Genomic DNA, 18,795 nt, shown 5'->3' with positions numbered 1-18,795 from the left:
TCATTCTCCTTGCCCGCAGCGCGGGTGGTCAGAGCAGCCCCCGTGGCCGCAGGGCTCACCCCTCGACGATGAGCGCGACCTGGCCCTCCAGGCGCAGGTTCTCGGTGAGCTGACGCAGCAGCAGGGCCGTGTCGTGCAGGTGGGCGTAATCCCGCAGGCGGGAGGAGGTCAGTGCTGCGACGTGGGGCGCAACTGCCCGTCCGGTGAGCAGTGTCTCCAGTTGTCCCAGCGCCTCATGCGGGCGGCCTACCAGAACCTGCGCGTCCTCGAAGCGCAGCAGCCGCACCCCTCGCCCGTCCAGGACCAGGGCCGCCTGCTGCTCCACCCGGCGCAGCAGGCCGCGCCGGACGCGTGGGGCGACGAACAGCGTGTGATGCCTCCCGCCGAACGCCCGGTGTGCCTGATCCCCCAGCACCTGCCGCGCCTGCTGCTGCAACTCGTCCGCGTCGAGCGGGCGGGTACGGGCACTCAGCGGGTGGGCACCGGTCGCGACGGCCCGCAGGCGGCCCTCGCGGGCGCTGTACTCGGTTTCGACCCGCAACGAGGCGGGATCAGCGCCCAGCCGCACGGCCTCGTCGCCCACCTCACGCTCCAGCAGGTCCGCCACGGTGGGGTCCTGCCGGGTGACGCTGCGCTCCCGTTCCACCCGGATGACGGCGAGTGCCGCCCCGATGGAAGAGATCACGTCACTGTGCGGGAGCGGAACGAACCGCACCTTCAACCGCCGGGCGACGACCGGGCCGAGCACGCTGGCCGCGCCGCCCCCGCCGTACAGCGGCGTGCCGCGCAGCCCGTACTCGCGCACCAGGCCCTGCACCGTCCGCGTGAGCTTCTCCGCGCTGGCCTCCAGCACGGCCTGCGCGGCCGCTTCCATGTTGGCCCCCAGATGCTTTCCGAGCAGGCCCAGCGCGAGCCGGGCGCTCTCCGGGTGCGCGTGCGCGTACCCGCCCTCGGGGATTGCACCCAGGGCGTTCGCGGCACAGGTCGGGGTGATCGCGAAGCGTCGGCCAGCCGGTGTCCGCAACACAGCGTAATCCGCTGGGTCGCCAGTGCTCGGGGCGATCAGTTCGAGCTGGGCACCGGTGAGGTCGCCGGGCGGCGTGAAGCTCGCGTACGCGAGGCCCGCGATGTGGGCGCTTCTCGGGCCGACGTCCTCGATGCGCCGCCCGCGCAGGCGCACGAGGCTGCCGCCCGCCACCCCCGCGATGCGGATATCTGCCGCGCGCAGACCGGTGGGCACGTCCATCACGGTCATGTACTTCAGCGCGGGCTGGCCGTCCTTGATCACGCCGATGTTCGTGCTGGTCCCGCCCACCTCGAAGAACACGCCGTCCATCACGCCGTGCGCGAGGATCGCCCCGCCCAGGCTCGCGGCGGGACCGCTCACCACGGTGTGCAGCGGCGTTTCCTCGAAGGCGCGCAGGTCGGCCGCGCCGCCGTCTCCGCGGACGATCAGGAGCGGCACGTCCGGCAGGAGGTCACGCACGGCGTCGCGCACATGCCCGGCGGTGCGGACCATGGTGGGCAGGATGCTCGCGTTCACTGCGGCCGACAGGGTGCGCATCTCCAGCCCATATGCCCCGGAAAGGTCACTCCCCAGGCTCACCGGGAAACCCGCCTCACGCGCGAGTTCCCCGGCGCGCTGTTCGGGGCTGGCGTCGTCCACTCCAAACGCTCGCGACACGGCAACCGCGCCAACCCCCTCCGCGCGCCAACGGTCCAGCACAGCCCGCACCCGGGCGCCGAACTCCGGGGTATCTGTCGCGACGAAGGCGTGCAGGGCGCGCAGACCTGCCGGGGGGCGGGTGACGTTCTGCACCCGCCGTTCGTCACGGGCCTCCCCGAGCGCCAGGATGCCGACCAGGGCCGTGTCCCCCTCCAGCAAGGCATTGGTGGCCTGCGTGGTGGAGTGCGCGACGAGGGCCGGGACCGCTTCCGGCGCCAGGGCGCGCAGGAGGGCGCGCAGGGCTTCGAGGACCCCGGCGGCCACGCCCAGCGCGTCCCGGTGCGTGGTGGGCACGTGCGACACGGTCAGGATGTGTCCAGCCGGGGCAAGGGCGACCCCCTTGGTGAAGGTGCCGCCCACGTCGATGCCGATGCGAACCGGAATGGGCACCGGGGTATCAGCGGTCAAGGCCGGGCCTCCGCCGGATTCACGTGTGTGCTCCGCGCTCCGTACGGCGCTGTGCGCGTGAGCGGAACACGATGAAGCCCACGACATACACCAGGACCATCAGCAACTGTGCCGCCAGCGTCTCCACGGTGGGATGCAGGCCGGTCAGGGCCGCGACATTCGGGTCCAAGGTGGGCACCTTCCCGTACAGGTTGGTGACCGGCAGCCAGCCCGCCTCCTGGAAGGCACGCACGCCGTTGCCCACAAACGCGACCGCGAAGAGCGCGGTGACCGTCACCAGGACCGGGAAGAGGCGCTGGGTGGGCACCCGCCGCCCCAGGCGGAAGAGCACCGCGAACACGGCCACGAGCGCCAGCACCGCCAGCGCGATGCCCAGGTACATGTATCCCAGGACTGGACCACTCGCAACCGCGAGCGCCTGGTAGAACAGCACCGTCTCGAACCCCTCGCGGTAGATGGTCGTGAAGGTCACCAACGCGACGGCACCCAGGCTGCCGCTCTGCACGGCCTGCGAGACGCGCGCCCGCATGAACTCCGCGCTGCGCTTGCGGTCTCCCTGTTGCAGCATCCAGAACGAGAGGTAGAACAGGATCACGACCGCGATGACGCTGGTGATCGCGCTAATCAGCTCGCGCGAGATGGGCGCGATGGAAAGCAGGTAGGTGGCGGCAAACCACGTGACGGCGGTGGCGGCGAGGGCCGCACCGGCTCCCCACCACACGCCGCCCCGCAGGCGGTCGTTGCGGGTGCTGGCCAGGTACGCCAGGATCGCGGCCATCAGCAGGGCCGCCTCCAGCCCCTCGCGGAAGAGGATGGTGAAGCCCCCGGTCGCGGCTAGGGTGGGTGCCAGGACGCCGGTACCGTTCACGATGCTCTCGGCCTTGCGCAGGCTGCCCTCGATGTCGCCCGCAATCTCCCGCAGCTCGCCGAGGCTCGCCCCGCTCTTCATGCCGTTGCGCAGGTCCGCGAAGCGGTACTCCATCTCCAGGATCAGGTCCGGGTTCAGGACGCGCAGGGGCGGCTCGGCGTACTCGAAGTGGTCGAGGTAGGCGGCGCGGGCGCTGCGGAACGCCGCCTCCCGGTTGCCGCCCGCGTACTCGCGCAGACTCTGGGCCACCAGATCGTGCGCGGTGCGGAGTTCCGCCGTCACGTCCACCTGCCCGGGCGCGGCACAGGCCACGCCCAGCAGGGCCAGGAGCAGGATCAGGAACCGGTTCATGGCTTACTCCCCCAGCAGGGCGCGGGCCTTTTTCAGTTCAGCCAAGGCGGCATCGACGGCGGCATTGAACTTCTGGGCGCTGGGCTTGCTCTTCAAGAGGGCACGCAGGTCCTCGCGCAGGGTCTTTTCGAGCTTGGTTTCCAGTGCCTTGTCCTGCTTCGCCAGGGGGCTTTCCAGATACTCGAAGTTCTCGAGGTATGCGCCGATCAGGGCTTCCTCGGCATCGTCCGTCATCCCACCTGCGTAGTGTGCCTTGGCCGCTGCCAGCAGGCGATTGATGTTGGCGAAGTACGCTGCATTGCTGCTCTTAGGAGCTTGCTTTACCCCGCTGATCTCCCCGAGTTCCTCCTTCGCTTGGTCCACGGCCTTCTCCAGGGTCTTCACGTCGCCCTTGCGCGCGATGACCGCAGCAGCATCACGCAACGCTCCGGCAGTCTCGTCACGCTGACGCTGCGGGAAATTGCGGGCGCTCCGGTCGAACCAGGTCCTGGCGCGGGCCACGTAGGAGATCGCGTCCTGGTACTCGGCGAGGTTGGTCACCTTGCCGCCCTGCACGCCTTCCTCGTACTCGTGTTCGGCGTTCTCGAGAATCTGCGCGATCACCTGCGCCGCGAACTTCGGGTCATTGCGCGCAGCCCCGAGGGTGGCGAGCGCCGTGTCCACGTCGGCATAGAAGGTATTCATGACCTTCTGGTATTCCGCGTAGGGCTTCTTCGCGGCCAGGGTCTGGTTGATGCGGGCGTAATCCGCCAGGAACTTCTGCTGTAGGGCGGGGGTCAGGTCGCCCCGGACCGCCGCATACAGCTCGTTGGCAGGGTGCTTGGCGTGCTTGGCCGCCATTGCCAGGTCACCGTTGCGGTAGTTCAGCAGGCTGGCGTCGTAGTGACCGCGCATCTGCTCCAGGGTCACGGCGAACTTGATGGGCTCTTTCGGGGCCGCCAGAGCAGCGCCGGTGAGGGTCAGGGTGAGGAGGGCGAGGGAGGTGGGGAGGCTCACGCGGAGAACTCTATGGACTCCCCTGGCCAAAGTCAACCATTCCAGTCGGAATTATAGACATTAGAGATGCAGGGCGAAGCAGTCTGCCACGTACGGAACCAAGAGAACCGAGCCGGTCGGCCAGTGGAACTATTCGGGGCAACGCTGGGAAAGCCTCGCTCATTGCCCCCGCCTTGTGCACGATTCGGTGTCAGGGGACGGGTACGTCTCGGTGCTTGATCTTCTCCTAGGTTCGCCATGGCTGGTGATGGTTACGCCTTCCACTTCGGCCCGCAGTGCTCCCGTCTTACTGTCATGCCCCCTGCTGGTCTCTACGCCAGGAGCGATGTGCCCGGCATCCCCGATGAGAGCCAGCGAACACGGCAGCAACCTGGCGGTGAGTCCCAGCACGACGAAGGCGACATTCAGGGTGATCCCGATAGCGAAGGGGCGGCCAGGGCATCAGTCATTGCGGACTCCTTTGTGGGGTGGTGTGGGTAAGGTGGGTAAACTGCACGGCGGCCAGCATGGCGAGCGCGATCAGGCCGCCGATCAGGAAGGCGTGCGAGGTGAACTGCGCGCCCAGGAACCCGGCCAGTGGGTAGGCGAAGGCCCACCAGAGGTGGCTCCAGGCAAAATGTGCGCCGTACACCCGGCCCTGCGCGGCCTCCTCGGTGCGTTCGGCGAGCAGGGTCTCGGTGGGCAGATTCACCCAGTTCTGCCCCACACCCGCGAGTAACCAGAAGGCCATCAGGGGAGCCAGAGGAACGAAGTCACCCGGCAGGATCGCCAGGGAGGTCAGCAGCGCGCCAAGCAGGATGAAGCGGGTGCGGGGCCAGCGCCTCCCGACCATGCCCACCACCAGCGAGGCCAGGGTGGCGCCCAGACCGTAGGCGGCCATCACCCAGCCGTAGGACGCTTCCCCAAGGTTCAACCCGCTGCGCACGCGGGTCACGGTCTCGACGAGGATGAGTGCCCCCGCGACCGCCGCGACGAGTTCCATCAGCAGGGCGAAGCGGATGGGGGGATCGCGCCAGAGCCGGGCGGTGCCATCCCGCACGTCGGCCCAGGTCTCGCCCTTGACTTCACCCCGCCCAGCGCGCAGGGCGGGCAGCGTCAGGATCAGCAGGCCGGAGAGCAGGAAGCTGGCCGCGTCGATGAAGAACAGGTCCCGTCCACCGGCCCAGGCGGCCACCAGACCGGCAAGTCCGGGGCCGACGATGCCGATGAGTTCCGTGGTGGCGCTGGAGAGCGCGAAGGCCTGGCCGCTGTCCTCGCGCCCCACGACGAGCGGCACGGTGGCCTGATTGGTCGGCGTGAAAAAGGCTGTGAGGGCGTTGAGCAGGAACATCAGCACGTACACCTGCCAGGTCGCGTGGATGAACGGCATGAACCCGATCACGAGCATCCGGCCGAAGTCACAGCCCACCAAGAGCCACTTGCGGTTCACCCGGTCCGCAACGACCCCGGCGAGCGGGCTGAAGAGCACGAAGGCCGCCACCCGCAGGGTCAGCGCGAAGCCCAGCACGGGGGCGGCATCCTTCCCGCCGGTGAGCTGGTAGGCGAGCAGGGCCAGGCCCACCCAGGTGAGTGCGTCGCCAATCTGGCTGACGGTCTGCGCGAGGTATAGCCGCGCGAAGCGAGCGTTCCGCAGGGGGGCGAACGGCGCGAAAGCGTTCAATGGACGCCCCCAGGCGCCGCATCGGGGGCCGGGTGGTCCGGCAGGTCCAGGCGTTCATGCTGGGCGTGGCTGAAGGCTTCCTGGACCAGGCGGCCCACATGCCCGTCGGCCAGACGGTAGTAGACGCTGGTCGTCTCGCGGCGGGTCCTGACCAGATCAGCGCTGCGCAGCAGGGCCAAGTGCCGGGAGACAGTGCTCTGGGGGAGGTGCAGCGCCTCGACCAACTGACCGACATTGCGCTCGCCGTCTTTGAGCAGCAGCACCAGTTGCACACGGATGGGTTCGGATAGGGCTTTGAAGAGGCCAGTGACGCGAGTGAGGTCTTCTGGATCGGCGTGTGCCGGAACAGGATGCTGCTGCATGGCCATACCTTAACATTTGCCTCTCCGAATATGTGGAACTTCGGATTAGGATAGAAAGGTGTCGTGTACCGCTCACCTTCCTGCCCAGCAGATCGCAGGCCCCATCATCCGCAGTGACGATCCGCGCCTCCCCGTCGGCTCATCCGTCGGGTTGCGCCTCGCGGACTTCGGGGGTGTCTCCGAGCCCAGCGTCACCTTTCAGGGAACCATTCATCCGATTCTCGTTCTGGGCCAGGACCGTCATCCCGATGGCAGCAGTGACGTGACATTTGCGCTGCTGCCTGCAGGAGAGTGAGCGGCCGGGATCTCATGGCCGGCTCCGTGACACGATCTTTACACACCTGCCGGACACTCCTCTCCATGGGACATCTCGCGGCTGGACGAAGCGTACGCCGGTGCCCCCGCTCCACGGGGGACCATCATTGGCCGACTCGCTATGGGGATGCCGCAGCATGAGGACTGCTGATCACGCCTGGACCGACACCTGCCGTTCCCCCGGACCCACCCATGGAAGCTGGAGGACTATCCCTGTGGTCGCGGGCGGCCCTGTCTCTCACCGCCGCCTGCCGGAACTCGCGTGACCATCGGGCCGGACGCCCTGACGGTCGGACCGCTGGTGCTCGGCTGGTCGCAGCTCACGCTGGTGCTCGGCCTGCTGGCCTGGTCCACCCTGGCGCGCTTCCGGGGGGCGGGCGTGGCCGCGGTCGTGGCCCTGTTCACCGCCCGCCTCTGGGCGACCCTTCCCGGCCTCTTCGGCAACCTGAGCCAATCCCTGGGCGCACAGTTGCTCGAACTGCTGGACGTCCGGCGGGGAGGCTGGGCGTGGGGGCCGGGCCTCGCCGCGGGCCTGTTCGCGCTGTGGTGGCCCCGCCGCCAGTTCCCCACCCACCTGGCCTTCCCGCTGCTCGTCACGGTTCTGGCGGGACTGCTGCCCCTGCTGCTCAAACCCACCCCCACGGTGCAGACGTTCCCGGCGGCACTCTTCCCGCGCCTCGCGGGCAGGACCGTCTCCCCACCCGTCCCGCTGCCGCGTCCCGGCGTGGTGAACCTCTGGGCCACCTGGTGCCCGCCCTGCCGAGCAGAGATGCCGCTCCTGATGCGCGCGGTTCAGGCGGGTGAACCCGTGGTGCTGCTGAACGTTGGCGAGCCAGCCAGCACCGTGGGCGCGTTCCTCCGCGCCTACCCGGCCACGAACGCCACCTGGCTGGGCGGTGAGGCGGTCACCGGGGCGCTGCGCGTCAGCGGCTTCCCCACCACCTTCGCGGTGAATGCCCGGGGCCGCATCGTCGCCCGGCACCTCGGCCCGCTCAGCAGCGCCCAGCTGCAAACGCTGATCCAGCAGGCCAAGGCAACGCCATGACGGGTGGGGCATCCAGACCCCCATGCACGCACCCGCCCGGCGACCCACGCCTGCTGTTCCCGCGTTTCATCCGGACCCGCACCGTGCGCCCTACACTGACCGTACCCGCTCGGCGAAGATCTTCCTGCTGCCGGCCCAGGGTGGTGGCGCGCCCTTCTCGCCCAACCTGCACCTCCCTTATCAGGAACAGGAGGAGACCCATGTCACGACGGAAGACCCTGCCCCTTGCCGCCCTGACCCTCGCGCTCTCCGGGTGCGCCAGCCTCATTCCGCCGGGACCACCCACCACCCTCCAACTGCTCGACGTCTCGGACTGGCACGCGCAGCTGGACCCCCTCACCGTGGGCAGCGGGTCCAGTGCCGTCCAGGTGGGCGGCGCGGCCGTCCTCAGTGCGTACTTCAAGCAGGACCGCGCAGCCAATCCCCACACCCTCACCGTCACCGCCGGGGACGCGTTTGGGGCGTCCCCGCCCCTGTCGAGCTTCTTCGGGGAGGTGCCCGCCATCGCGGCGATGAACGCGATGGGGTTCGATGCGGACACCTTCGGCAACCACAACTTCGACCGAGGCACGGCAGCCCTCCAGGCGCTCATCGACCGGGCGAAATTCACGTACGTCGCGGCGAACCTGCAAAACCTCGCCGCGAACCTGAAAAACGTCCTGCCGTACAAGATCTTCACCGTCGGCGGGGTGAAGGTGGCGGTCATCGGCCTGGTGAACCCGGAAGCCCCGACGCTGGTCGCGCCCGGCGCCCTCGGCACGCTGCAGATCACCGATCCGGTCGCCGCCGCCACCCAGGCCCGCGCCGCGGCCAAAGCGCAAGGTGCGCAGGTCTTCGTGGCGATCACGCACCTGGGCGTCACCCGCCAGGATCCCACCACGCAGGCCGCTTCGGGTCCGCTGATCGATTTCGCCCAGAGCGTCCAGGGCTTCGACGTGATTTTCGGGGACCACACCAACGAGCAGTTCAGCGGCGTGATCGGGGACGCGCTGGTCGTCGAGAACCTCAGCAAAGGCGCGACGTACGCGAAGGTGAACGTTATGTACGATCCCGCCAAAGGGCGCGTGACTGGCCGCACCAACACCTTTGTCGTGCCGCGCGCCGACGCGGTCACGCCCGATCCGGCGGTCGTGCAGGCGCTGGCGTCCTACCGCACGCAGCTCGCGCAGCAGCTCGACCGCAAGATCGGGGTGGCCACCGACCTGTTCCCGCGTGGCAACAACATTGAGCGCCTGGGGGAAGTCGCGCTGGGGGACCTGATTGCCGACGCCTTCCGGGCACGGTACGGCACGCAGCTGGCCATCCAGAACGGCGGGAGCATTCGCAGTTCGCTGCCCTCCAGCTACGCGCCGCAGGACAAGAGCCTGCGCCGCCCCGCGCCCGGCTACCAGCCCGGCCCCCCCTATGACATCGTGGCGGGGGACGTGTACAGCGTCCTGCCCTTTGGCAACACCGTCGTGACCCGCACCGTCACCGGGTCACAGCTGTACGCGGCGCTGGAGAACAGCGTCTCGGCGCTGCCCGCGGCCAGCGGACGGTTCCTGCAGATCTCGGGCTTCTCGTTCACGTATGACGTGAGTCGGCCGGTGGGCTCACGCGTTGTGAGCGTCACCCTGGAGGGCGGAACGTCGATCCTGAAGGACGCGGCGACCTATACCCTCGCGCTGAGCGACTTCACCAACAGCGGTGGGGACGAGTACACCATGTTCGCCGATGGCCAAGGCACCACCCGTGAGCTGGATGCCCAGGTGGTCCTCGAGTACATCCAGCAGCTCGGCACGGTCACCCCCACGGTCGGGCAGCGCATCCGCGCCGTCGGTGGAACCTGACCCGCACCCCTGGACTGGTGGGCGGCTGACACTGGGCTGCCCCCTCGCCGTTTTGGGGTGGGGCGGCAGACTCCCCCGAGGTCGGCACGTCCCCCAGGAGAGCTGCTCCGGCAGGCGTCCCTTCGCCTTCATCCTCCCGCTGCCCGCCAGCGTCACATTTGAGCCAGCCGCGTCCCGGCTCTACACTGCCGGGCAGAACGTTCATGCCGCAGACCGACCCCACTCCCCCCTTGCCAGAACCTTACGCCGAGCTGAGCCGCGCCTTGAGGCGCAGGTACCCTGAAGACCCTTCGCAACTGAGGCAGCGCGCGGCGGATGCCCAAACGGCCTATGCCGAGGCGCTGCAACTTCAGGGCAGGTTCGCCGAGCACTTGATGGCGCTGGGCGCCGCCGTGAAGTGCCCGGCGTTCCCCCGACCCGGCGGCATCAAGTCCTGGGCGCGGCTGGAGGAAAAAACCAACCTGTTCGGGTTTCCGCCCCTGGACATCCTGGCGGGGAAGATCGTGTTCACCTCCCTGGCCGACCTGTACGCTTCCGCACCGCTGGTCGGCGACCCATTTGTGATCGCGGGCTTCCGTGACCGCTTCCTCCAGCCGCGCGCCAGTGGGTACAGGGACATGCAGTTCATCGTGGACCTGGACGGCCACTACGCAGAGGTGAAGCTGGCTCTGGCCGCCTTCGACGAACTGGACCACTACGAGCACCGACTGTACGAGGTGCGGCGAACGCTGGAAACTCTGCCGCAACTGTCCAAAGTCCAGACGGTTGTCCTGGAAACACTTGACGATGCGAGTACACTGATGTTCTCCCGGGTCTGGCACAGCCTGGTGACGGAAGGGCAGGTGGAGGAATGACGAAGTACTACATGGTCGGCGCAGTCCCTGTGAAGGTGGTCCGGCAGGAAGGGGGCCAGACCGCCATTCTGGCCTTCAACGTGCACCTGGGCCGCTTCGAGTCCAACTCCCGCTACTACAGCATGATTCGCCGTGACGACACCGGGCTGGTGCGCCAGGTGACCGAGGAGGAATTCGAGTTCGCGGTGGAGCAACTGCGGCAGAAAGCTTCCTGAACGCCGGGGGCACTCCCCCTGCCGCCTTCACCTGAAGAGCGTGGGGGGCAGAACCTCCGGGGGGACCCCGAGGCGCTGCATCTGGGCCCGCAGATGCGCCACGGCGAGGTCCACGTCCGGCGAGGTGAGGGCCCGCGCTTCCTCCAGCGCCCGGAGAAGCACCGCCGGTGCCCGCTCATCGCCGCAGCGGATCAGCTCGCGGGCAAGATTGAGCTGGGCAATCACGGCGCGCTGCGGGAGCGCGCTGCGCTTGGCCAGGGCCGCCGCCGCCTCGTAGAGGTGGACGCCCGCGTCCGGCTGGCCCCGCCGGAACAGCAGCAGGCCCTGCGTGGCCACCAGGTTCGCCCCGTTCCAGACGTTCCCCGGTGCCGTGGCCGCCTGGGCGCGTCGCAGGTAGGTCTCCGCGTCGTCCAGTTGATCGCCAATGGCCAGGTAGTAGGCCATGTTGTTCAGCATGACCTCGTCGGCCGGATGCGCCGTGAGACCGAGCCGGGTCAGTTCAATCGCCCGGGTCGGGGTGGGATCCAGGGCACCGGCCAGGTACGCCGCCATGATCACCGGCGTGGCAGCGTACGGCTCGTCCTGCAGCCAGCACTCGAAGGCGTCCCGCGCGGCCTCAAAACGGGACAGGCTGTACCGCTCCCAGGCGCGCATCTCGAAGTTCCGGGGAACACTCTTCAACTGTTGCTCGTCCAGGGGCACCTGCACCTGCGGCGCCACCCACTGCACCTGCGCGACCGCGTTCTCGGTGGGCTGCTCGAGGGCCTGCCGGAACATCTTCCGCACGCGCTTGCTTTTCCCCCCATCCTTGAGTTCCAGCGTCCCCAGCGCCGCGGCCAGCTCACTGATGTGGAGGGGGTCAAGGTCCCAGTTCTCCACCAGGTCACGGGCCCGGCGAACAAACCGGGGCGCGACCCCCGCCACCATGGACGCGCTGATTTCCGCGGCGATCAGCCAGGGATCGTGCGGCGTGCGGTCCGAGCGGCGCAGGAGCGTCACGGCCGCGCGGGGGTCGTGCGTGTGCACGTGAAACCGCACGGCGGTGCGCAGGGCAAAGCGGTGCTGCGGCGCCAACGCGAGCGCCACCTGAAGATGCCGCTCGGCCCGCTGCGCCTGCCCCAGGGCCGCGTAGGCGCGCGCCAGGTCCAGGTGCATCAGGGGGTTGTGTGGAAACTCGCGCAGGAGGGGCCGCAGCCGGCGGACCTCCGCCTGGACGGTCAGCAGGCCGGTACCCTGCGGTGCCTGAAGGGCGGCCTCACCTGGCGCTGGGAGGGCCAGCAGTGTCCGGGCCGACGCCAGGGCGGCGGGCGTCGTCTGCTCGGCATTCAGCAGCAGGTAGACGGCGGCGTCTTCCGCCACGTCGGGCCGGTTCATCAAGGCCGCCGCACCCGTCAGTTCCGCCGCCCGGCCCACGCTGGGCTTCGCCCCGAACTCCCGTTGCAGGGTCACCAGCCGCTGCACGCCCGCCTGCTGCGCGCGGGCTTTCTCGTCCGCGCTGGCACGCTGCAAACTCCGCATTTCCCCGGTTTCGACGGCGGCGCGCGTGTCCCGCCAACGGGGAAGCACCCGGCGGTTCCTGGGCCTCGCGGGCAAGCTCACGGCCTGCTCCCCCGTTTCCGCGCGAGACCGGCTTTCATCACCAGGCGGTCGTACAGGCTGATGTACCGCTCCAGCCCGAGCGGGTTGAGGCCGGACAGGTTGCGGGGATGCCCCCGGCGCGCGGGGTCCGGGTGGCAGAGTTCCCGGATGCTGCGCGTCACCTCGCCAGCGACACTGGGGTGCAGGCGTGGCCGGAGCGCCACCTCCACCTCACGGGCGGCACGGTCGAAGGCCGCCAGCAGGTACGGCAGGGCCTCCTCGAACGGCCCGGTGAAGTCCCCGCCCCAGAAGAGCGGCAGCAGCTCCTCCGGCAACTCCCGCTTCAGGAAGGTGTTGAAGTGCTGGTGCGTGAAGAGAAACGTGATCAGGCCGCCCAGCATGTACAGGTCGCAGCGCCGACCATGCTGCCAGGCGTCCGCCTGCTCGGCGAGGCACGGCACTTCCGGAGGCGCGCAGTCCCAACTGCCCGCGAACGCTTTGCCGCCATGCGGGGAAGTCCCGGAGGCGTCCACCGCGGTCCCCAGGTCCCCGATCTTCGACCCCAGCGCCTCGAACACCAGCACGTTGGCCGGCTTGACGTCGTTGTGCGCGAACCTGGCGGTGTGGAGCTGGTGCAGGCCCACCACCACATGGTGGATGCACCTCAGCAGCCAGCCGTCGTCGACGGTCGTCGCCTCCAGATGGTCGCGGACGTCCCCGTCGGCCCGGTCGAACACGATGTACGGCACCGGGATGAGGGCGCCCGGGATGCGGTGCTCACCGTGATCAATCGCGTGGACGACCCGGCTCAGGCGCATGTCGCTGCAGTGTTCGAGCAGGCTCACCTCGAAGTTGAACTGCTCGGTGACCTCCTGGAGCGCCCGCATAACGTTCCTGGCCTGAATAATGCCCGACAGGTCGATGGCCTTCAGAAACCCCGGGTGCCCGTCTGCGCGCTCGACGAAGTACCCCACAGATTGATGTCCGCCGGCCGGCTGCCCTTTGACGGTGGTCGCCCGTCCGGTCACACGCCAGCCCCCCTCCAGGGTCAAACCGTGCAAAAACAGAGCGGGATGCGTGCTGATCGTGGGTGGGGGTGACGTCATGACGGGGAGCCTCCAGGCATGCAACTGAGAGACATTGTCGCTCAAAGGCCGCCTGCGGGGAAGCCACGTTGAGCAGCAACCGTGCGGAAACCGGGCAGCGTGGTGATCACGACCGCTGCGGCGGCCGGGCCGCCACGGGACTCAGCGGAACAGTCCAGCGGAAGGTGCTGCCCTGCCCGGGCGTGGAGGTCGCGGTCAGGTCGCCGTGCATCGCCCGCGCGAGGCCGCGGGCGATGGTGAGACCCACGCCGCTGCCTTCCCCCCGGGTGCGGGCCGCGTCTACCCGGTAAAACCGTTCAAACACGCGGTCCAGATGCTCCGGGGAGATGCCGCTGCCGGTGTCCACGACCGAGACCGTGGCCTCCGCCCCGTGGACGTCCGCCGAGACCCACACCCTGCCGCCCGCAGGCGTGTGCTTCAGGGCGTTGCCCAGCAGGTTCGCGAGCACCTGCTGCGCGCGCTGGGGATCCGCCCACACGGCCCAAGCGGCTGGGGGGAAGTCCACCTGCAGCGTCACGCCGCGGTCCTCGAAGGCCAGCTGGAAGCGGTCCTGCGCCTGCGTGAGCAGGTCCCGCAGCGGGATACTGGTCAGGTGCAGCTCGACGCGCCCGCCCTCGACGCGACTCACCAGGCTGAGGTCATGCGTCAAACGTTCCATGCCCGCCACCTCCCGCGCAATCGCCGCGAGGGCCTGGTCGGCGGGGAGGATACCGTCCTGCGCCGCCTCCGCGTACCCGCGCACGGCGCTAACCGGCGTGCGCAGTTCGTGGGCGACGTTCCCGATCAATTCCGCGCGCGTCTGCTCAATCCGGGCAAGGGTGCCGGCCATGGTGTTGAAACTGCGCGCCAGTTCCGTCAGTTCATCTTCCCCGACTTCCGGGAGGCGGCGGTCGTACTGGCCGCTGGCGATGGCCTGGCTGCCGGCCTGCAGGTGGCGGACGGAGGCCGTGACCCGCCGCGCCGCCACCCAGGCGGTCAGCGCGGCGACGAGCAGCCCCAGCGGCAGCGCCGCGAGCAGGGCGCGGGTGAGGGTGGTCCGCATGCCACTCGTAAGGTCCAGGCGCATGTGGTTGCCTTGTGATCCGAGCAGGTCCATCATCTGCGCCACGTGATGCCGGATGAAGGGCTGCGCGGTGAGCTCCGTGGCGATCAGCAACACGCTGGCCGTGACCGCCACGACGGCGAGGTGGTTGAGCAGCAGGCGGGGGAACAGTCGCATTCAGTCCTCCCGGAAACGGTACCCCAGACCCCGCACCGTCTCGATGAACGTCGGTGCGTCCGCATCGTCGCCGAGCTTGCGGCGCAGCGCGGTGATGTGCATGTCTACGACCCGCGTGACCCCAGGGTAGTCCGGTCCCCACACGCGCTCCACCAGCCGCTCCCGCGACCAGACCAGACCCGGGTGCTGCGCCAGCGTCGCCAGCAGGTCGAACTCGGTGCGGGAGAGGGCCAGCGGCTGACCCTGCAGTTTGGCGAACCGGCCCGCCAGGTCCAGCACGAGTGACCCCGTCTCGATGCGTTCCCGCACACCCACCCGGCGCAGCAGCGCGCGGACGCGGGCCACCACCTCCCGCGGGCTGAACGGCTTGACCATGTAATCGTCCGCGCCAGCGTTCAGGCCCGCCAGACGGTCCTCCACCTCGCCCCGGGCGGTGAGGAGCAGCACCGGCAACTGCGGGTGTTCACGCCGGGCATGCGCGGCCAGTTCCACCCCGCTCATCCCCGGCAGCATCCAGTCGATAATCGCCACGTCCGCCCGGGCCAGCAGCGGCAAGGCCGCCAGGCCGTCGTCCTCGATCACCACCGAGTGTCCCTCCGCCGCAAGGTACGCGCTGAGGATCTCCAGGATGGCCGGGTCGTCATCCACGATCAGGACAACGGCCATACGGGCTCCTGTGTCCCTCGGCCTGATCCAGCGGCAGGGCGTCTGTGGCGACTTGGGAGAACGGCCAGTTCGGTCATGGGTGCTCCGGGGGGGGAGAAGCCCTCAAGCTGGACGTGGTGGTCCCTCTGTCATGGGTGTCCGGCTTGTTCCGAATCCTCAGCAGCATCCAGAGACTCACCACAATCAGCGGGAGGCTGATCAGGTGGGTTTCGGTCCACAGCCCGATGCCCGCCTCGTGGAGGCCCTGGCTGAGATAGGTCTTGAGCGGCAGGGGGTTGAGGCGGAAGGTTTCTTCCACCCCCGCGCGCAGGACGCTATACCACAGCCAGAACTGCCAGAAGGCCCACCCGGCCTTGCGCGAGCGCAGCCAGAAGAAGGCGGCGATGGCCAGGATGATGCCGATGATGACCCCGTAAAGCTGCGTGAAGTGGACGGGCGCGGTCATCACGATTTGCCCATGGAGCTGCTGACAGTACTGGGACAGGTCCATCGTCGGATTTGGATTCTTGATGCACATGCCCTCGTGGAAGGCGCGGGCGGAGTCAGGCCAGCGGAACCCGATCGGCCAGCCGGTCACGCGGCCCACCGTGTCCGTCCCGTTCATGATGTTGCCGATCCGCCCGCCGATGATCCCGTAAGCCACGCCGGGCACGAACAGGTCGGCGTACTGGTAGAAGTTCAGCTTGTAGCGCCAGGTGTAGTACAGCAGCACCAGAATGCCGCCGATCAGCCCGCCGTGGATGCTGATCCCGCCCGTCCGGAGGTTGATGATGTCAAAGAGGATGCGCGGAAAGGGGATGCCCGCGAACTGCTGCCAGGAGGTCAGCACGAACACCAGCCGTGCCCCCACCAGCCCCCAGATGATCGCCCACAGGATCATGTCGTTGAAGAGGCCCACGTTCAGGCCGCGCTCGCGGGCCATCTTCGTCCCCACCCACACGCCCGCCACGATGCCCAGCGTGATCAGCACGCCGTACCAGGCAATCGTGAAGCTGCCGATTTTCAGGAATACCGGGTCCATTCCGCCTCCATGTGGGCTGAGAAGGGTCAGCCCACAGCAACGGTACGCAGCGTCTGTAAAGTTGCTGTAAAGGTGCCGAGGGAGGTGATGGCTTCCAGGCTTTACACGAATTTTACAGGGCCCCACTATCTTCCGGGCGTGAAACGGAATCTTCTTTTGATGGCCGCCCTTAGCGTGAGTGGGCTGGGCTTGGCGCAGGGCAGCATGGGTGGGATGAACCACGGCAACATGAGCGGCATGTCCGGCCAGAGCGGCATGACCATGAAGATGGACATGAGCGGGCTGGAAAAACTCCAGGGCAAGGCCTTCGACCGGGCCTTCCTGAGCATGATGATCCCCCATCACCAGATGGCGGTGGACATGGCGCGTGCCGTACTCCCCATCAGCAAGGACGCGACGGTGAAGACCTGGGCGAACGCGATCATCAAGGCGCAGGAAAGCGAGATCAAGCAGATGAACACGCTGCTCCGGAGCTACGGCGGCAGTGACGCGGCCATGGCGAACATGATGAAGGGCAGCATGAGCGGCATGGCGGACAGCGTGAGGAAGGCAAAAAATCCCGACGTGGCCTTCGTTCAGGGCATGGTACCCCACCACACGTCGGCCATCGACATGGCGACCATCGCGCTCCAGAAGAGCAGTGACCCCCGCATTCTGAAGCTCGCGCGCGCCATCGTCCGCGATCAGGCCAACGAGGTGTATGACTTCCGCCTGTGGTTGCTGAAGCGCGGCTTGTAAAGCTTCCCCCTTTGCGTGCCTCCTTCCCGGGGCACGCGCTTTTTTTGCCGCGCTTCGCTGCCGGTGTCCAGTGCCAAGCCCCCGAACTGCGAGCGTCTTTACGCAATCTTTACAAAGGTAGGGCAAGCTGGCACGCATTCATGCGACGTCAACTTCTGCTTACCCTCGTCCTGTCTGGTCTCCCTGTCGCTGCCGCAGCGACGGTGAGTACGCAACCGGGCGACACGCTCACCCGTCTGGCCGTACGGTACGGCACCACTCCCCAGGCTCTGGCACGTGCCAACCCGGCTCTGCCGCAAGGGGCCTTGAAGGCGGGGACGCGCGTCACGTTGCCACCCCCCGTGGGCCGGGTCTGGACCGTCCAGCCCGGTGATACCCTCTCTGGAATAGCCCGGCGTGAGGGGACCACCGTGGCCGCGCTCGTCGCCGCGAACCGGGGGTTGAATGCGCAGCAGCCCCTACAGGTGGGGCAGAAACTGACCCTGCCCTCCCGGATGGCCGCCTCCCAGCGGTCTCCCACCATGCCCGTCGTTCGCCCGGCGTCTATTCGCGTCTCGCCGGTCATGCCGGTCACCGGCCGCGTGACCACCCCCTTTCGCTCCGGACACGAGGGGGTGGATCTGGCGGTGCCGACCGGCACGCCCATCCGCGCAGCGGCACCCGGCGTGGTGACTGAGTCCCGCTTCGACGCGCAGAGTGGCTGGGGCTGGACGATTGTGGTAGACCACGGCAACGGCCTGCAGACCCGCTACAGCCACAATTCCGCGAACCTGGTCCCGGTCGGGAGCCGCGTCGAGGCCGGGCAGGTGATCGGCCGGGTGGGCAGTACCGGCAACAGCACCGGACCGCACCTGGATTACCGCGTGACGGTGCAGGGGCAGCCCATCAGCCCGTTCAGCCTGGACTGATGTTGGAGGGTGAGCGGGGCCGGGGGCTCGAGAAGAACTGAACGCCGCCGTGGCGGGAGACTCACCCGGGCAAGCCTCCCACGGTTGTCCCCTACTGCGGGCGCGTCGCCCTCGCCCTATTCATCGGCACTCGCCCCGGCTCAACGGGCAGCAAAGTGTTCCGGCGGGAGGTTGTGCAGTTCCAGCGGGTCCACCGGCGTTCCGGCCATCGTGACCCGGTAGTCGAGGTGAGGACCGGTGCTGTTGCCCGTACTGCCCACCCAGGCAATCGGCTGGCCTGCCGCCACTTGATCCCCCACCTGCGCCAGGTTCTCACGGTTGTGGCTGTAGCGGGTGCGCAGGCCATTCCCGTGGTCCACCACGACAGTCCACCCCCAGCCGGTGCGGGTGTCCAGCCGGGACTCCGTGACCACACCTGCTGCCGCCGCCAGGACGGGCGTTCCTGCGGACGCGGCGAGGTCCAGGCCCAGGTGCTGCGGCGAGAACGTGCTCGTGAGCCGCGCCCCGGACACGGGCAGGACCCACGGCCCGCTCAGCGCCGCGCGACTGGCCATTGGGGCCGCAACAGGACTGCTTATTCCCGTTGCCATAGGTATAGGTGCGGCTGGCGGCGGTACCGGTCCAGGGACAGCGGTCGGCACCACCAGGGCACGTCCGACCATCAGGGGCCGCCTCGCATCCACGGCCGGGTTCAGCGCCAGCAACTCGGCCAGGCTGATGCCGTACCGGCGGGCAATGCCGTAGAGGGTCTCGCCCGGCTGCACGTTCCACACGGCGGGCGTCCCTGAGGACCCGCCTGGCAAGGCGGGCGCGGCAAGCGGCACCGCTACGGGAAACGGGAGTGATTCTTCCGTGGCCACAGCGACGCTGGCACCGGCCAGCAGCAGGAGCATCAGTTGAGAACGCATCGACGGGAGGGAGCATCGCACA

General features: G+C 68.5%; 18 protein-coding genes. 7 read left to right on the top strand and 11 right to left on the bottom strand.

From position 1 onward, the window contains the following. Positions 1 to 55: 55 nt before the first annotated feature. The 5 genes from DEIPH_RS17885 to DEIPH_RS19475 form a co-directional block, all read right to left on the bottom strand. On the bottom strand, positions 56 to 2,134 hold the full coding sequence (locus tag DEIPH_RS17885) for a hydantoinase/oxoprolinase family protein (RefSeq protein ID WP_051517516.1): 2,079 nt from the start codon (positions 2,132 to 2,134) through the stop codon (positions 56 to 58). A 19-nt stretch (positions 2,135 to 2,153) separates the two neighbouring features. Next, the gene (locus DEIPH_RS17880; protein ID WP_034360885.1) at positions 2,154 to 3,353 is read right to left on the bottom strand and encodes an FTR1 family iron permease; all 1,200 of its coding nucleotides are present in this window, start codon (positions 3,351 to 3,353) and stop codon (positions 2,154 to 2,156) included. 3 nt (positions 3,354 to 3,356) lie between these two features. Beyond that, entirely contained in the window at positions 3,357 to 4,349 is a 993-nt protein-coding gene (locus DEIPH_RS17875; protein WP_034360883.1) for a hypothetical protein, read from the bottom strand. A gap of 445 nt (positions 4,350 to 4,794) precedes the next feature. Beyond that, positions 4,795 to 6,009, bottom strand: coding sequence for an MFS transporter (locus DEIPH_RS17870; RefSeq protein ID WP_051517515.1), 1,215 nt, complete (start codon positions 6,007 to 6,009; stop codon positions 4,795 to 4,797). Continuing rightward, the gene (locus DEIPH_RS19475; protein ID WP_081791007.1) at positions 6,006 to 6,371 is read right to left on the bottom strand and encodes an ArsR/SmtB family transcription factor; all 366 of its coding nucleotides are present in this window, start codon (positions 6,369 to 6,371) and stop codon (positions 6,006 to 6,008) included. The genes DEIPH_RS17870 and DEIPH_RS19475 overlap by 4 nt, the downstream gene beginning before the upstream one ends. 58 nt (positions 6,372 to 6,429) lie before the next feature. On the opposite strand from DEIPH_RS19475, the gene DEIPH_RS20035 reads away from it, so the two are divergent. The 5 genes from DEIPH_RS20035 to DEIPH_RS17845 all read left to right on the top strand — a co-directional run bounded on the left by DEIPH_RS20035 (position 6,430) and on the right by DEIPH_RS17845 (position 10,629). Then, positions 6,430 to 6,666 carry a hypothetical protein gene (locus DEIPH_RS20035; protein ID WP_152545027.1) on the top strand — a complete coding sequence of 79 codons (237 nt, stop codon included), beginning with the start codon at positions 6,430 to 6,432 and terminating at the stop codon, positions 6,664 to 6,666. Positions 6,667 to 6,948: 282 nt separating this feature from the next. Then, complete coding sequence (locus DEIPH_RS20030) at positions 6,949 to 7,731, top strand: TlpA family protein disulfide reductase (protein WP_034360879.1); 783 nt, start codon at positions 6,949 to 6,951, stop codon at positions 7,729 to 7,731. Positions 7,732 to 7,931: 200 nt separating this feature from the next. Then, on the top strand, positions 7,932 to 9,560 hold the full coding sequence (locus DEIPH_RS17855; RefSeq protein ID WP_034360877.1) for a bifunctional metallophosphatase/5'-nucleotidase: 1,629 nt from the start codon (positions 7,932 to 7,934) through the stop codon (positions 9,558 to 9,560). A 230-nt stretch (positions 9,561 to 9,790) separates the two neighbouring features. Then, positions 9,791 to 10,414: a nucleotidyltransferase family protein gene (locus DEIPH_RS17850; RefSeq protein ID WP_152545026.1), complete on the top strand. Its 624-nt coding sequence runs from the start codon at positions 9,791 to 9,793 to the stop codon at positions 10,412 to 10,414. Then, a complete protein-coding gene (locus DEIPH_RS17845; RefSeq protein ID WP_034360873.1) occupies positions 10,411 to 10,629 on the top strand; it encodes a hypothetical protein in 219 nt (72 codons plus the stop codon). The genes DEIPH_RS17850 and DEIPH_RS17845 overlap by 4 nt, the downstream gene beginning before the upstream one ends. Before the next feature lie 27 nt (positions 10,630 to 10,656). Here the strand turns inward: DEIPH_RS17845 and DEIPH_RS17840 are convergent, their stop codons facing one another. The 5 genes from DEIPH_RS17840 to DEIPH_RS17820 form a co-directional block, all read right to left on the bottom strand. Next, positions 10,657 to 12,195, bottom strand: coding sequence for a tetratricopeptide repeat protein (locus tag DEIPH_RS17840; RefSeq protein WP_034360871.1), 1,539 nt, complete (start codon positions 12,193 to 12,195; stop codon positions 10,657 to 10,659). A 29-nt stretch (positions 12,196 to 12,224) separates the two neighbouring features. Continuing rightward, positions 12,225 to 13,313 carry a protein kinase domain-containing protein gene (locus DEIPH_RS20025; RefSeq protein ID WP_034360869.1) on the bottom strand — a complete coding sequence of 363 codons (1,089 nt, stop codon included), beginning with the start codon at positions 13,311 to 13,313 and terminating at the stop codon, positions 12,225 to 12,227. A gap of 106 nt (positions 13,314 to 13,419) precedes the next feature. Next, a complete protein-coding gene (locus DEIPH_RS17830) occupies positions 13,420 to 14,532 on the bottom strand; it encodes a sensor histidine kinase (RefSeq protein ID WP_034360867.1) in 1,113 nt (370 codons plus the stop codon). Then, a complete protein-coding gene (locus tag DEIPH_RS17825; RefSeq protein WP_034360865.1) occupies positions 14,533 to 15,198 on the bottom strand; it encodes a response regulator transcription factor in 666 nt (221 codons plus the stop codon). Between the two features lie 73 nt (positions 15,199 to 15,271). Next, entirely contained in the window at positions 15,272 to 16,219 is a 948-nt protein-coding gene (locus DEIPH_RS17820) for a prolipoprotein diacylglyceryl transferase (RefSeq protein WP_051517514.1), read from the bottom strand. A gap of 159 nt (positions 16,220 to 16,378) precedes the next feature. On the opposite strand from DEIPH_RS17820, the gene DEIPH_RS17815 reads away from it, so the two are divergent. Next, positions 16,379 to 16,957 (top strand): DUF305 domain-containing protein, encoded by a 579-nt coding sequence (locus tag DEIPH_RS17815; RefSeq protein ID WP_051517513.1) that lies wholly within the window; start codon positions 16,379 to 16,381, stop codon positions 16,955 to 16,957. 203 nt (positions 16,958 to 17,160) lie between these two features. Beyond that, positions 17,161 to 17,865, top strand: coding sequence for a LysM peptidoglycan-binding domain-containing M23 family metallopeptidase (locus tag DEIPH_RS17810; RefSeq protein WP_235183291.1), 705 nt, complete (start codon positions 17,161 to 17,163; stop codon positions 17,863 to 17,865). A 140-nt stretch (positions 17,866 to 18,005) separates the two neighbouring features. Here DEIPH_RS17810 and DEIPH_RS19455 read toward each other — a convergent pair whose 3' ends face one another. Then, positions 18,006 to 18,638, bottom strand: a complete 633-nt coding sequence (locus DEIPH_RS19455; RefSeq protein ID WP_161636096.1) for a M23 family metallopeptidase — start codon at positions 18,636 to 18,638, stop codon at positions 18,006 to 18,008. Positions 18,639 to 18,795: the final 157 nt, after the last annotated feature.

Source organism: Deinococcus phoenicis (genome assembly GCF_000599865.1).
GTDB lineage: Bacteria > Deinococcota > Deinococci > Deinococcales > Deinococcaceae > Deinococcus > Deinococcus phoenicis.
The sequence above is the reverse complement of the archived record's forward strand: the minus strand, read 5'-3'. Positions and strand labels throughout refer to the sequence as shown.